The organism is Streptomyces sp. NPDC006544 (genome assembly GCF_040611715.1).
Lineage (GTDB): Bacteria > Actinomycetota > Actinomycetes > Streptomycetales > Streptomycetaceae > Streptomyces.
The window spans coordinates 31,050-43,577 of record NZ_JBEXOV010000004.1 but is presented as its reverse complement, the minus strand read 5'-3'; the positions used below and the strand labels follow the sequence as shown (position 1 = coordinate 43,577).

14 protein-coding genes are annotated in these 12,528 nt (G+C 72.7%); 7 read left to right on the top strand and 7 right to left on the bottom strand.

The window, feature by feature from the left end:
- Window positions 1-2: 2 nt before the first annotated feature.
- The gene (locus ABZY44_RS02925) at window positions 3-1,271 is read right to left on the bottom strand and encodes a DUF3533 domain-containing protein (protein ID WP_356649783.1); all 1,269 of its coding nucleotides are present in this window, start codon (window positions 1,269-1,271) and stop codon (window positions 3-5) included.
- 397 nt (window positions 1,272-1,668) lie between these two features.
- Here ABZY44_RS02925 and ABZY44_RS02920 point away from each other — a divergent pair, with 397 nt between their 5' ends.
- Entirely contained in the window at window positions 1,669-1,992 is a 324-nt protein-coding gene (locus tag ABZY44_RS02920) for an STAS domain-containing protein (RefSeq protein ID WP_356649782.1), read from the top strand.
- On the opposite strand, the gene ABZY44_RS02915 is transcribed toward ABZY44_RS02920, so the two are convergent.
- Both ABZY44_RS02915 and ABZY44_RS02910 read right to left on the bottom strand, forming a co-directional pair.
- Complete coding sequence (locus tag ABZY44_RS02915) at window positions 1,993-2,268, bottom strand: isoamylase early set domain-containing protein (protein ID WP_356649781.1); 276 nt, start codon at window positions 2,266-2,268, stop codon at window positions 1,993-1,995.
- Window positions 2,269-2,515: 247 nt separating this feature from the next.
- Entirely contained in the window at window positions 2,516-3,433 is a 918-nt protein-coding gene (locus tag ABZY44_RS02910; protein ID WP_356649780.1) for a UbiA family prenyltransferase, read from the bottom strand.
- Window positions 3,434-3,512: 79 nt separating this feature from the next.
- Between ABZY44_RS02910 and ABZY44_RS02905 the strand changes: the two genes are divergently transcribed.
- The 3 genes from ABZY44_RS02905 to ABZY44_RS02895 are packed head-to-tail and all read left to right on the top strand — an operon-like array spanning window position 3,513 to window position 6,167.
- Entirely contained in the window at window positions 3,513-4,583 is a 1,071-nt protein-coding gene (locus tag ABZY44_RS02905; protein WP_356649778.1) for a 3-oxoacyl-[acyl-carrier-protein] synthase III C-terminal domain-containing protein, read from the top strand.
- A gap of 7 nt (window positions 4,584-4,590) precedes the next feature.
- Window positions 4,591-5,139 carry an isoprenylcysteine carboxyl methyltransferase family protein gene (locus ABZY44_RS02900; RefSeq protein WP_356649777.1) on the top strand — a complete coding sequence of 183 codons (549 nt, stop codon included), beginning with the start codon at window positions 4,591-4,593 and terminating at the stop codon, window positions 5,137-5,139.
- Window positions 5,136-6,167, top strand: coding sequence for an FAD-dependent monooxygenase (locus ABZY44_RS02895; RefSeq protein WP_356649910.1), 1,032 nt, complete (start codon window positions 5,136-5,138; stop codon window positions 6,165-6,167). The genes ABZY44_RS02900 and ABZY44_RS02895 overlap by 4 nt, the downstream gene beginning before the upstream one ends.
- 122 nt (window positions 6,168-6,289) lie before the next feature.
- Here the strand turns inward: ABZY44_RS02895 and ABZY44_RS02890 are convergent, their stop codons facing one another.
- Together ABZY44_RS02890 and ABZY44_RS02885 are read right to left on the bottom strand one after the other, a co-directional pair.
- A complete protein-coding gene (locus tag ABZY44_RS02890; protein ID WP_356649776.1) occupies window positions 6,290-6,661 on the bottom strand; it encodes a hypothetical protein in 372 nt (123 codons plus the stop codon).
- Window positions 6,662-7,086: 425 nt separating this feature from the next.
- Entirely contained in the window at window positions 7,087-8,172 is a 1,086-nt protein-coding gene (locus ABZY44_RS02885; RefSeq protein WP_356649775.1) for an oxidoreductase, read from the bottom strand.
- Window positions 8,173-8,441: 269 nt separating this feature from the next.
- Here ABZY44_RS02885 and ABZY44_RS02880 point away from each other — a divergent pair, with 269 nt between their 5' ends.
- The 3 genes from ABZY44_RS02880 to ABZY44_RS02870 all read left to right on the top strand — a co-directional run bounded on the left by ABZY44_RS02880 (window position 8,442) and on the right by ABZY44_RS02870 (window position 10,336).
- Complete coding sequence (locus ABZY44_RS02880; RefSeq protein ID WP_356649774.1) at window positions 8,442-9,143, top strand: aspartate/glutamate racemase family protein; 702 nt, start codon at window positions 8,442-8,444, stop codon at window positions 9,141-9,143.
- 158 nt (window positions 9,144-9,301) lie between these two features.
- Window positions 9,302-9,841, top strand: a complete 540-nt coding sequence (locus tag ABZY44_RS02875) for an EF-hand domain-containing protein (protein WP_356649773.1) — start codon at window positions 9,302-9,304, stop codon at window positions 9,839-9,841.
- Between the two features lie 186 nt (window positions 9,842-10,027).
- On the top strand, window positions 10,028-10,336 hold the full coding sequence (locus tag ABZY44_RS02870; protein WP_356649771.1) for a hypothetical protein: 309 nt from the start codon (window positions 10,028-10,030) through the stop codon (window positions 10,334-10,336).
- A 216-nt stretch (window positions 10,337-10,552) separates the two neighbouring features.
- On the opposite strand, the gene ABZY44_RS02865 is transcribed toward ABZY44_RS02870, so the two are convergent.
- Both ABZY44_RS02865 and ABZY44_RS02860 read right to left on the bottom strand, forming a co-directional pair.
- The gene (locus ABZY44_RS02865; protein WP_356649770.1) at window positions 10,553-10,996 is read right to left on the bottom strand and encodes a transglycosylase SLT domain-containing protein; all 444 of its coding nucleotides are present in this window, start codon (window positions 10,994-10,996) and stop codon (window positions 10,553-10,555) included.
- Between the two features lie 517 nt (window positions 10,997-11,513).
- Window positions 11,514-12,395, bottom strand: coding sequence for an ABC transporter substrate-binding protein (locus ABZY44_RS02860; RefSeq protein WP_356649909.1), 882 nt, complete (start codon window positions 12,393-12,395; stop codon window positions 11,514-11,516).
- Window positions 12,396-12,528: the final 133 nt, after the last annotated feature.

The following is a 12,528-nucleotide window of genomic DNA, read 5'->3' as shown; positions in this document are numbered from 1 at the left end:
CCTCAAGCGGGTTGGGGCGTGAGGCGCTTGTGGCCCTTGCGGTCGTAGTAGGTGGTCATGGCGAAGCCGAAGAGCAGCGCGAGCACGGTGCCGATCGCGATCATGAGCCAGGAGCGGCTGAGCCCGGCGTCGCCACGGGCACCGAAGTACAGGATGGCGCGCACGCCGTCGCTGAGCTGGCGCATCGGCTCGAAGTGGGACAGGAAGCGATAGAAGCCGGGCACCGCCTGGAGCGGGATGGTGGCACCCGACGACGGCAGCCCGAGAACGATGAAGACGAACATCGACACCAGTTGGCCCAGACCGCCGAAGGCCGCGTTGATGGCCTGGACACCCAGGCCCACGGCGAGGGCCGCGCAATAGGAGTAGATCCACAGCAGCGGCAGGTGGGACGCGTCCATGCCGAGGACGGCGACGCAGGCCAGGAGCACCAGGGAGCTGCTGACGAGCGTGATGCCCGCGGTCATGACCATCTTCAGCAGCAGTGTCTGCGTGCGGCTGATCGGCACGGTCGGGCGGCGCGTGTGCCAGGGCCCGATCTCGTTGTCGGCGTAGCCGAGGGCCGTGTCGACACCATTGCTGATCACGTTTCCGCCCATGAAGCCGGCCAGTACGAGCAGCAGGGTGTAGTAGAAGGCGGTCAGGCCGAGCCCGCTGTGCGCGCCGATGGGGTGGCCGATCTCGGTGACGACCTCGACCGGATCGGCGAGCAGGAGCTTCGTGGTGGGACTCGTCTGGGCGCCGGCGGACGCCGTGAGCTGTTGGCCGATGGACTGGGAGGCGCGATGGGCGGCCCGGGTCGTGATCTGACTGGCGAGGGAGGAACCGAGGCTTCCCTTGCCGGGGTTGGTGAGCACGGTGATCTCCGGCTGCTGCGTGGCCCCCGGGGTGGTGAGGGCCGTGACGGAGTCCGTGAAGCCGGCCGGGACCACCAGGGCGCCGTAGACCTGGCCGGAGTCCAACTGGTCCTGCGCCTGGGCGCGGGTCAGCACACGCCACCCGGCCTTGCCGCCCGCGTCGTCGGAGCCGATGGCGGCCGTGATCCGGGCACCGAGGTTCGCTTGCTGCCCGCTCGGCGGCTTGCCCGTGTCGTCGTTGACGAGGGCGATGGGCAGGCGGCGGAGTTCCGCGTTGGGGTTGACGACGCCGCCCATGTAGAGCAGGGACAGCAGGCAGGCGAGCAGAGCTGTGAGGAGCGTGGGCAGGAGCCACAGTCGGGGGCGGCGCAGCAGCGTCGAGGCGCGGACTTCGGTGGCGGCGGGCACGGACATCGCTCTCCGTAGCTTCCCGGCAGTGCGGGGGGATCGGACCTGGGCTGTGGTGGCGGACGAGTGGCCGCATGCCGGCCACACGAGCCATCAGGATGCGGCCGCCCGCGGCGGAACTCGGGATTTCGGGCCGGACGCGGGAGAGGGGGGTGCGGGCGGCGGCGCATGGCCGGGTTCGGTCTGGTGATTCGGGCCGGAGCGTGACACGGTGAGAGGAGTAACCAGCCTGGTCTGGTGGGATACCCCGAGCCGCCGGTGGTCACCGCAGGTGACCGGAGGGGGTGCGGGTGGTCTCGCTCGGCTGTGAGCGGCTCTGACGGCCGCACGCTTGACGGCCTCCTCCGCGCCCCGATTTCGGGGGCCGACCGTAATGGGCTCGATCCCGAACGGCGGAGCAGACATGCACCCCACTCCGAACGTCCACGCCACCGTGCATGCCGGCCGGGCCGTCGTGACCGTAGCGGGCTCGCTCGACATGGACACGTGCCCCCGCGTCACCGAAACCACCGACGCTCTCACTCTGCGCGGCCAGACCCTCATCCTGGACCTGTCAGCCGTCACCTTCATCGACTCCAGCGCGCTCAACATGCTCCTCACCCTGCGCCAGCGCGTCCAAGCCGAGGACGGCGCACTGGAGTTGCGCGGTGTGCCCCGTCAGGCGATGCGCGTCCTGGACATCACCGGGACCCGCGACCTGTTCGACCTGGCCGAGAAGACGGCCTAGCTAGGTGCGGATGCGGTTGTTGGCGCCGTCGTGGCCGTCCGCTTGCTCGTCGTCGAACCAGTAGTCCCCGGCGGCGAGATAGCGGAAGGAGTGCGCGCTGCTGGCGGCCAAGGCGACGCTGACGGCGCGGGTACCGTCGCCACGGGGCTTGAGCGGGTGCGCGGCGGGGTCCCACTCGTTGAAGTCCCCCACCACACTGACCGGCCCGTCCGGGGTGTCCTCGGGAAGGACGAAGGTGACCTGCGTACCGCCTTTGAGCTTCTTGCGTTCGAGCACGGACGACTCCAGCCTCGGGGACACGTGGAAGGGGGGATGTGCCCGTGCATTTTTGCCCTCGCGCCTGCCCGAGGACGCGGACACGGCCGTGTGACCGTGCCGGGTCACCCGGCCGGCCCCCGGCCGGGACACGCGTTCGGGGCCCGGCCCGCGGAGGGGGCCGCCGGAAGTGGTGATCATTCGTCCGCCGGGGATGCGGCGGACGACCTGCGTCCCAGCCGGTGGCGTTCTCGCCGGCGCGTCGCCCTCAGCCGACGGGCAGGGCGTGACCGGCCAGGACCAGGAGCACGGCGTCGGCCGCGGCCAGGGCCAGGACGATCAGGAAGGGCATCCGGCCGCGTGCGAGGGCGGGCGGTGCGGCCAGTGCCGCGAGGCACAACGCCAGGGTAACGCCCAGCAGCAGCCGACCCGCGGGGGACACCGGTCCCGGCGGGCCGATGGTCACCACCGCGCAGGAGGCGGACGCGAGGACAGCGGCCAGCGCGATGGACGCCCGTCGCCCCAGTCTCTGCGGGAGTCCCAGCACACCGCCCGCGATGTCCTCGTCGATGTCGGGCAGGGCGTTGGCGAAGTGGGCGCTGCTGCCCAGCAGGGCAGCCGCGGCGGTGAGCCACACCGGCGGCCAGCCGGCCGGCATCGAGGTCAGGGTGAGGAATGCGGGAAGCAGTCCGAAGGCGACGGCGTACGGCAGCCAGGACGCGGGGGTGTGCTTCAGCCACAGGTTGTAGGCCCAGGCCGCCGCGACGCAGCCGATGTGGATCCAGCCGGCGCGGGCGCCGCAGGCCAGCGACAGCGGGACGCAGGCGAGCAGGGCCGTGCACGAGGCCGCGGCCACCGCCGCGGGCCGTACCTCACCCCGGGCGAGCGGCTTGTCGTGGCGGCCGGCCGCCGCGTCGCGCCGCATGTCCACCCGGTCGTTGCACCAGCCGATCGACAGCTGGCCCGCGGCGACGGCGGCCACCGCCGTGATCCCGGCGGCGGGTCCGAGCCCGACGGCGGCGGCCAGCAGGGCCGCGAGGAGGGTGACGGCGGCGGCGGGCACGGGGTGACTGGCTTTCAGGAGCCCCGGCACGTTCACGCGGAGGGGCCGTCGGGCCGTCGTCGCCCCGGCGGGCGCGGGGGGTGCGGCGGGCACGGTGGCTCCTTCGTCGGTGGTGGCGGGCACCGCACCACGCTATGGGTCCGACGCGCCCGAGGCGGCCGCGTTCAGCGTGCCGACGTCCCGCTGTCCCTATGTTGGAGCAATGACACGGGTCCTCGCGGTGAGCACGGTGTTCCCGCCGCACCGCCACGCGCAGCAGGAGATCACGGACGTCCTCGCCTCCTGTCTGCCGGCCGGCGCCGACAGCGCGCTCCTGCGCCGGCTGCACGGCGCGGCCCAGGTGGAGACGCGCCACCTCGCCCTCCCCCTGGACCAGTACCGGGAACTCGGCGGCTTCGGCCGGACCAACCGCCTGTTCGTCGAACTCGCCGTAGCCCTGGGCGCCGAAGCCGTCGAGCGGGCACTCGGCGAGGCGGGAGTGCGGGCCGAGGAGATCGACCTGGTCGTCTCGACGACCGTGACCGGGGTCGCGGCGCCTTCCCTGGAGGCCCGGCTGGCCGCGCAGGTGGGCCTGCGGCCCGACGTCAAGCGGGTGCCGATGTTCGGGCTCGGCTGTTCCGCCGGGGCGGCGGGGTTGGCCCGGGTCCACGACTTCCTCACCGGCCGGCCCGACGGTACGGCGCTCCTGCTGTCCACCGAACTGTGCTCGCTCACCTTGCAGCCCTCGGACACCTCGATGGCGAACCTGGTGGCGGGAAGCCTGTTCGGGGACGGAGCCGCCGCGCTGGTGGCGGTCGGTGACGACCGCACGTCCTCGGCAGCACCGGGGGCCGGCCCGTGCGGACCGGTGGTCGCGGCCACGCGCAGCCGCCTGTACCCGGGGACGGAGCACCTGCTGGGCTGGGAGGTCGGCGACTGGGGCTTCCGCATGGTGCTCGGCCGGGAGGTTCCCGACCTCGTCAGGCTGCACGTGGCGGAGGAGATCGAGTCCTTCCTCGCCTTGCACGATCTCAAGCCCCGGGACGTCGCGGCCTGGATCTGCCATCCGGGCGGCCCGAAGATCCTGGACGCGCTCGCCGACGAGCTCGGCCTGCCGGACTCCGCCCTGGCCCCCTCCCGCCGTGCGCTGGCCGCCACGGGAAACCTGTCCTCCGCATCGGTGCTGCAGATCCTGCGCGACACCCGCGCCGCAGCCCCGCCGTCGGGATCGGCCGGCCTGATGATCGCCTTCGGGCCGGGCTTCTCCTCCGAACTCGTGCTGCTGAACTGGTGATCGCGTGATGACGCCGTACACCGTGCTGGTCCTGCTGGTCATCGCCGAACGGTTCGCGGAACTCTGCGTCGCGCGCCGCAACGGTGCCTGGAGCCGGGCCCGGGGCGGCCTCGAGCACGGTGCCGGGCACTACCCGGCGATGGTCGCCCTGCATACGGCCCTGCTGCTCGGCTGCCTGGTGGAGCCCTGGGTGGCCGACCGGCCCTTCGTGCCCCTGCTCGGCTGGCCCGCGCTGGTCCTGGTGCTGGCCGCCCAGGGCCTGCGGTGGTGGTGCATCAGCTCCCTCGGACCCCGCTGGAACACCCGCGTGCTGATCGTCCCCGGCCTGCCGCTGATCACCCGCGGCCCCTACCGGTACCTGCGCCACCCCAACTACGTGGCGGTCGCCGTCGAGGGCGTGGCCCTCCCCCTGGTGCACACCGCGTGGATGACCGCCCTGGGCTTCTCGCTGCTGAACGCCGCGCTGCTGACCGTACGCATCCGCTGCGAGGACGAGGCCCTGACGTGCGCGCGTCCCGTCGCCGCCCGGGGCACGGCCCCGGGCACGGCCCCGTGATCGACCTCCTCGTCGTCGGCGGCGGCCCGGCGGGTCTGGCCACCGCGATCCACGGAGCGCTCGCCGGGTTCGACGTCGTCGTCGCCGAACCGCGTCCCGCGCCCATCGACAAAGCCTGTGGAGAGGGTCTGATGCCCGGCGCGGTGCGCGCCCTGGACGCTCTCGGCGTGCAGGTGCCAGGGCGGCCCCTTCGCGGCATCCGCTACGTGGACGCCGCGGGCGGGCGGCGCGCCGAAGCCGTGTTCCGGGCGGGCCACGGCCTCGGCGCGCGCCGCACCGTGCTGCACGAGGCGCTCGCCGCCCGGGCCGCCGAGCTCGGCGTCCGGGTCGTCCCGCGCCGTGTCCGCCAGGTGGGCCAGTACGACGGGTACGTCACGGCGGACGGCACGGCCGCCCGCTATCTGGTGGCGGCGGACGGACTGCACTCGCCGACGCGCCGGGCGCTCGGCCTGGGCGAGCGGCCGGCCTCCGGACGGCAGCGGCCTCGGTACGGGCTGCGGCGCCACTACTGCGTCGAGCCGTGGAGCGATCTCGTGGAGGTGCACTGGTCGGCCGGCTGCGAGGCGTACGTCACTCCGCTGGGCCCGCGTCAGGTCGGCATCGCCGTCCTGACCTCCGAACACCTGCCGTACGACACGCAGTTGGCCCGTTTTCCCCTGTTGCTGTCCCGGCTCGAAGAGGCGTCGGGCCGGACGCCCGTCCGGGGCGCGGGTCCGCTCCGCCAGCAGGCCCGTTCCCGGGTGGCCGGCCGGGTCCTGTTCGTGGGGGACGCGGCCGGGTACGTGGACGCTCTGACCGGCGAGGGACTCGCCCTCGCCCTCACGGCCGCCGCCGAACTGGTGCGCTGCCTGCGCGAGGGCCGCCCGCAGGCTTACGAACGCGCGTGGTGCCGGCTGTCCCGCAACTACCGGCTGCTGACCAAGTCCCTGCTGTGGGCCCGCAACCAGCCCCGGCTGGCGCCCCTGATCACCCCCGCCGCGGCCCACTTCCCCGGCCTGTTCCAGCAGGCCGTGAACCTGCTGGCGTGACCGGCGTCAGGCGCGCCGGGGCGGCGTAGCGTGCGGCCGGCGCGCGGGGACGACGCCCCGTCAGCTCTCGCTCCTGCGCCGGCTCTTCGCGTTCCGTCGGCTCCCTACGCTCCGCCGCCTCCCTACGCGGCGGTGCCGGACCGCCTGCGGGGCGCCGCGTCGAGCAGGGCCCACACACGGCGTCCGTCGTCGCCGAGGTCGTCGCCGCAGCTGTCCAGGGTCGCCAGTCGCCGGAGTCCGTCGAAGACGTTCCCCTCCGGCGCGGTCCCCGCACGATGACTCAGCGCGACCACGAGGACCTTCTCGTCCTGGTCGCCGAGGTGCACACTGACCCGTCGGCCACCGTCCTTGACGGCCGCGTCGACCAGAAGCCGTACGGCGGCCTCGAGGTCCGGCTCGCTGAGCCCCGGATAGCCCCAGGTGCGCACGGCATCCAGCGCCTGACCGGCAGCCTTCTTCGACGCCCACTCGTCCACGCGGAAGGTCAGTGCCACCGTCTGCCGGTTCCTGATCCGCATCCGGGGCCGGGGCAGAGCCGGTTGGCCCGCCGAGGTCGTGGTCGGCTGCGGCCTCGGGGGCTCGACCGGCTTCTTGGGCGGCGGGGGCGACTTCGGCGGGTAGGACGGTGGCACTTTGGGCCCTGCGGCCTCCGGAGAAGTGGTCAACTCGGCCTCCCGGCATGTGACTACGAGACGGGACCATCCTGGCAGGCCGTGGGAGGGATCGGGGGGAAACGCCCATCTCACCCTCGAACGCCGCGGGTTCGTTCGCCCCTGAGGCCACCGGCCCGCTCCACGGCGGCGGGGACGGAACGGCCCGTGTTCCGCCGCCGGCGGGCGGCCCTCACCGTCCGCTCGTGAGGACGCGTACACGGTCTCGGCGGAGGTGCGGTCAGGGGCTGCGGCCCGCCCGCCCCCGATCAGTCCCGGCCCACCCGCTCCAGACGCCCCACCCGCCCCTTCTCCCCCGCCGCCCAGCAGCCACCGTCGGCCGTGCAGGCGACCGTGTCGAACGACCCCGGATCCAGCGGACGCCAGTTGCGGCCACCGTCGCCGGTCACGTCCGTGCCCGTCGGGCCCACGGCCAGGGCCGTGCCGGCGCCGTACGGGAACCAGGCCGCGCCCGAGCGGTAGGCCGGTGGCGGGGTCGACGCCTGGCGCCAGCTGCGGCCCGCGTCCGAGGACACCGCCGCGGCCTGCGGGGAGGCCTGGCCGGCTCGGTAGTCGCCGCCGAGCGCGAGTCCCCTCGTACGGTCCCGGAAGGCGAGGGCGAAGACACCGCGTGCCGGGTCACCGGCCGGGACGGTCGAGTCGGCCGCCTTCCAGGTCAGGCCGCGGTCCGTGGAGTGGAGCACCCGCGCGAGCGCGCCCCCGCCGGTGGCCATCCAGACATCGCGCGGCCCGGCGGCGACCAGGCACTGGCCGCTCGCCGCGAAGCCCGCCTCACCCGGTAGCGCGTCCGGCATCCCGGCGTTCGGCAGCACCCGCCAGCTCCGCCCGCCGTCGTCCGTGGACAGGATGCGGAACTTCCCGTCCACCGGGTCGCTCATCGCGAGCCCGTGTCGGGCGTCGAAGAAGGTCAGGCAGTCGTAGAAGGCCCGCGGATCGGGATTGCGGAAGGTCTCGGTCCACGTGGCACCGCCGTCCTCGGTGCGCAGCACCCGGGACGCCTCGCCCTCGCCGATGGACAGGGCCACGGCGCGCCGCCCGTCGAAGGCCTCGATGTCGCGCAGCTCCAGCCCGTCCGCGACGGCCCCCGGCGGCGAGACGTCCCGCCAGCTCCGCCCTCCGTCCGCGGTGCGCAGCACGGTCCCCTTCGAGCCGGCCACCCAGGCCGTGGACCGGCTGACCGCCGCCAGCCCCCGGAAGCGGGCGTCCTTCCCGGTCTCCTTCAGCGCCCAGCCCGCGCCCTGGAGGTCCCGTAACCCACCTGCGGCCTGCGCCGGAGGCGCCGCCACCCCCAGCAGCAAAGCTGCCGCGCACATGCCAACTCCCAGAAGTCTCATGGCGTCGGAAGGTAACGCACCCGCGAGGGGCCGTCCAGGGTGCGCCGCGGCCGCCGGGTGCCACGGAGCGGCGATGGCGTCCCCCGGAATCCGAGGCCTACGACGACGCGACACGGGCCGGCAGGACGACCCGCCGACCCGCCTGCCCGCCTGCAGCCCGGCCGCGAGGGTCTCAAAGTATTACTTATGAAGGTGCGCGGCAGATCGCACTCTGCTTATAGTCAGTGGACGGGATGGACGAGGTACCGGAGCGGAGCACGGAGACGGGCATGAAGACGATCGGTTTGATCGGCGGGATGAGCTGGGAGTCGACGGCGGAGTACTACCGCATCCTCAACGAGCGGACGCGCGAGCGTCTCGGCGGGCTTCACTCGGCTCGCTGTCTCCTCTACTCCGTGAACTTCGCGGAGATCGAACAGTTGCAGGTCCAGGGCCGCTGGGCGGAGGCCGGCGAGGTACTGGCGGCCGCGGCCCGGTCGCTGGAGTCGGCCGGCGCCGATCTGCTGCTCATCTGCACCAACACCATGCACAAGGTCGCGGACTCCGTCGAGGCGGCGGTCTCCGTCCCGTTGCTGCACCTGGCGGACACCACCGTGGCCGCCGTCCGCACCGCGGGACTGCGCCGGGTGGGGCTGCTGGGCACCGCGTTCACCATGGAGCAGGAGTTCTACCGGGGACGCCTCGCCGCGGGCGGGCTCGACGTCCTCGTCCCGGACTCCGAGGGGCGGGCGCTCGTGCACCGGGTGATCTACGAGGAACTCTGTCTCGGCGTCGTCCGGGACGGGTCGCGTGCGGCCTACCGCCGGGTCGTCGAGGACCTCGTGGCCGCAGGCGCCGAGGGCATCGTCCTCGGGTGCACCGAGATCGAGCTCCTCATCGGGCCCGAGGACAGCCCCGTACCGGTCTTCCCGACCGCCCGCCTGCACGCCGAGGCCGCGGTCGACGCGGCCCTGGCCGACCGCACCGGCTGACCGTGCGGCGGCCGGACCGCGCCGCACCGGGGGTGAAGGTTCGCGCACATGTGCCGATGGGGGCGGGTGTGCGCCTCGACCTATAGTTACGCGCTGTCCGCCACCGGTCGGGCAGGTCGGCGGGTGGTGGTTCGGTTCCGCTACGAGGGAGGCCGGTCATGGCCAGCGCGTTTCAGGAGCGCAAGCTCAGGGGGATGTTCGCCGCGTTCGACGCGGACGGCGACGGCTACTTGCGCGAGGAGGACTTCACCGCGCTCGTCGACCGTTGGAGCCGGCTGCCCGGGGTCGGCCCCGGGACGGAGCTGCGCGTGCGGGTGGAGGCGCTGCTGATGGGCTGGTGGGCGGCGCTGCTCGAGGCGGGGGACGCGAACGGGGACGGCGCGGTGGACATGGGTGAGCTGCTCTCCCTCGTCGACAGGCTGCCCGCCATGGTCGCGGAGGTCACGGCGACGGCCGACACCGTGTTCGCCGCCGTGGACTCCAACGGTGACGGCCGCATCTCACCGGAGGAACACCGCCGGCTCGTCGAAACCTGGAACGGGCAGCCCGTGGACACGGCGGGCGTGTTCGAGCTGCTCGACCTGAACGGCGACGGGCACCTCAGCCGCGAGGAGTTCGCCCTGCTGTGGCGGCAGTTCTGGATGAGCGACGACCCGACGGAGCCGGGCAACTGGCTCTGCGGCCGGTTCCCCTGCTGAGTCCTGGTGGCACGGTGGAGCCGGGCGGGCCCGCAGTTCCGGGGCCCGCAGCACCCCGCGGAAGATGGGGGTGGCCGCGCGCCGCCGGGCAGTGATCCGTCCGGTGGGCGATCTTCGAATCGCCTCGCGCGCGGTTGACCGAGGGTGCGGCCCGCGAGATCCTTTGCCAGCCGACAGGAGGTAACCGTGACCACTTACGTCATCACCGTGCCCGGCACGTTCCTGAGGGACGTCGACGACGCGACGCGCTCCAAGCTGGCGAGGAGGCTGGCCTCGCACCACACCGACCTGAGCGAGACCGAAGACGTCGAACTGCTGACGGTCCACGAGGGCGGCACCTTTTCCGCCCGCCTCGAGGTCGAGGCACCCGACCGGGCCACGGCCGAGGGCGACGCCGTTCGCCTGGTGGCGGGCGCCCTCGAAGAGCTGGGCTTCCCGGAGAAGGACGCGCCCCTGGGCCCTCCGGCGGTCACAGGGATCGACGGCGAGTTCTGAGCTCGGATTCCGCCGCTCCCCGCAGAGAACGGAAGAGGGGCGGCGCGACTCCCGGGCAGGTCCGGCGAAGACTCCGGGCGGACCGTCCTCGGCGGGGCGACGGGTGAACGCGGCGGCCCCCCTGCACGAAGACGCCCGGCAGGGAAGTCCCTGCCGAGCGTTTTCGTGCGTCTGCTGCCCGCCGCCCGCTGCTGCTGGCGGCTGCGTGCTGGTGGCTTAGTACCAGTGGTTGGCGGACCAGAAGTTCCAGGCGCCGACGGGGCTGCCGTAGCGGGAGTTCATGTAGTCCAGGCCCCACTTGATCTGGGTGGCCGGGTTGGTCTTCCAGTCCGAGCCCGCCGAGGCCATCTTCGAGGCCGGCAGGGCCTGGACCAGGCCGTAGGCACCCGAGGAGGAGTTCGTCGCGGTGTGGTTCCAGCCGCTCTCGTGCGAAATGATCTTGTCGAAGGCGGCGAACTGGGCCGGGTCCTTGATCATCCGGTGCGCGATCGCCTTCGCGTCCATCGGAGCCGCCTGGGCGGGAACCGTGGCGAGCATGCTGCCGGCGACGCCCAGGGCGACGAGGGAACCGGCGAGGGTCTTCTTGGAAGCGGCGATACGACGGATGACCGAACGAGACACGGATGAACCTTTCGAAGGCGGCAGAGACGGTCGCGGCATGCCGTAGACATGCGTGAGCCACTCACACACAGGAGAGGGGTTCGTCGGCGGCGGGTGAAGCACCCGTGCCGCCCGGCGACTCATCCAGTTCTACAGACGCCCCGCAGGCCTGGCAACGAACCCCTCTACTACGGGTCCCCCTAGACAGGAGCCCGCCGCCCATGGGCGGGCCGGGGCGCATCGGCGCTGGTGGGAGCCGGTACCAAGGGGGCGGCAGCGCGCCGTCACGAGCTACTAGGCCAGCTCGTATGTGACGTGGGCCCTATGGGGCGGCTCACCTTCGGGGCCCCCGGATCTCACCGAGAGCGACCGGTCGTAGCCCTTCGGGAGACCGAGTCGAATGTCCGAAATGCTATGAAATCTAAGGAAATCCCCGCGTATATTGCCCGCGGGCCGGAGGAGGTCTGGCGCGGCCGGAGGGAGCGAAGCGATACGGTCGGCCGCTGCCTCCGGCCCCCGGCGGCTCCGGGCCCTCCCCCCTCCCCACGGCGGCGGGAGCGGGGAGGGCCCGGGGTGATCAATTCATCCAGGGCTTCCACACGTTCTCGTTGCGCTCCACCCACTTCTTCGCCGCCTGCTGCGGTGACAGCTTCTCCTCGGCGATCATCAGTGAGACCTCGTTCTGCTGCTCCTTGGTCCAGTGGAACTTCTTCAAGAAGGCGGCCGCCTTGCCGCCCGAGTCCGCGAAGCGCGTGTTCAGGTACTTCTGCAGCGGCGTGTGCGGGTAGGCGCAGGCCACCTTCTGCGGATCGTCCGTGCAGCCCTCGGTGTACTCGGGGAGCTTCACCTCGGTCATCGGGACGCGCTCGAAGAGCCACTGGGGTTCGTACCAGTACGTCAGGAAGGGCTTGTGTTCCTTGGCGAACTGCTTGATCTGGGTGATCTGGGCCGCCTCCGAGCCCGCGAAGACCACCTCGAAGTCCAGTCCCAGGTTCTTCACCAGCGCCTTGTCGTTCGTGACGTAGGACGGGGAGCCGTCCATCAGCTGGCCCTTGCCGCGGCTCTCGGGGGTGCGGAGCTGATCGGCGTACTTGTCGAGGTTCTTCCAGTCGGTGACATCGGGGTGGGCCTCGGCGAAGTAGGTGGGGACGAACCAGCCGATGTGGCCCGTCACCCCGAGGTCCCCGCCGGGGGTGATGGTCCTCTTGCCCTCCACGTACCGCTTCTCCTGCTCGGGGTGTCCCCAGTCCTCCAGGATCGCGTCGACGCGGCCCTGGCTGAGGGCGTCCCAGGCGGGGACCTCGTCGACCTGGACGGTGTCCACGCGGTAGCCGAGCTCGTGTTCGAGGAGGTAGGAGGCGACGGCGGTGTTCGCCTGGGCGCCGACCCACGACTGGACGGAGAGGGTGACGGTCTTCGCGCCTTGCGCGGCGGCGTACGGGGAGGCCTGACGGGTCATGTCGGCGGCTCCGCAGCCGGTGAGCACGGCGAGTCCGGTCGCGGCGGCGAGGACGGCACCGGTGCGCAGGAGGCGCCGGGGGCGCAGGGGGCGCAGGGGTCGCCGGGGGCGCCGGGTGTGGACGTCGCGCATG

What these genes read in the sequence shown, in the direction of transcription:
- ABZY44_RS02925 (WP_356649783.1), bottom strand. Translation starts at nt 1,271, where the DNA reads ATGTCCGTGCCCGCCGCCACCGAAGTCCGCGCCTCGACGCTGCTGCGC.
- ABZY44_RS02920 (WP_356649782.1), top strand. Translation starts at nt 1,669, where the DNA reads ATGCACCCCACTCCGAACGTCCACGCCACCGTGCATGCCGGCCGGGCC.
- ABZY44_RS02905 (WP_356649778.1), top strand. Translation starts at nt 3,513, where the DNA reads ATGACACGGGTCCTCGCGGTGAGCACGGTGTTCCCGCCGCACCGCCAC.
- ABZY44_RS02900 (WP_356649777.1), top strand. Translation starts at nt 4,591, where the DNA reads ATGACGCCGTACACCGTGCTGGTCCTGCTGGTCATCGCCGAACGGTTC.
- ABZY44_RS02885 (WP_356649775.1), bottom strand. Translation starts at nt 8,172, where the DNA reads ATGAGACTTCTGGGAGTTGGCATGTGCGCGGCAGCTTTGCTGCTGGGG.
- ABZY44_RS02880 (WP_356649774.1), top strand. Translation starts at nt 8,442, where the DNA reads ATGAAGACGATCGGTTTGATCGGCGGGATGAGCTGGGAGTCGACGGCG.
- ABZY44_RS02875 (WP_356649773.1), top strand. Translation starts at nt 9,302, where the DNA reads ATGGCCAGCGCGTTTCAGGAGCGCAAGCTCAGGGGGATGTTCGCCGCG.
- ABZY44_RS02865 (WP_356649770.1), bottom strand. Translation starts at nt 10,996, where the DNA reads ATGCCGCGACCGTCTCTGCCGCCTTCGAAAGGTTCATCCGTGTCTCGT.
- ABZY44_RS02860 (WP_356649909.1), bottom strand. Translation starts at nt 12,395, where the DNA reads ATGACCCGTCAGGCCTCCCCGTACGCCGCCGCGCAAGGCGCGAAGACC.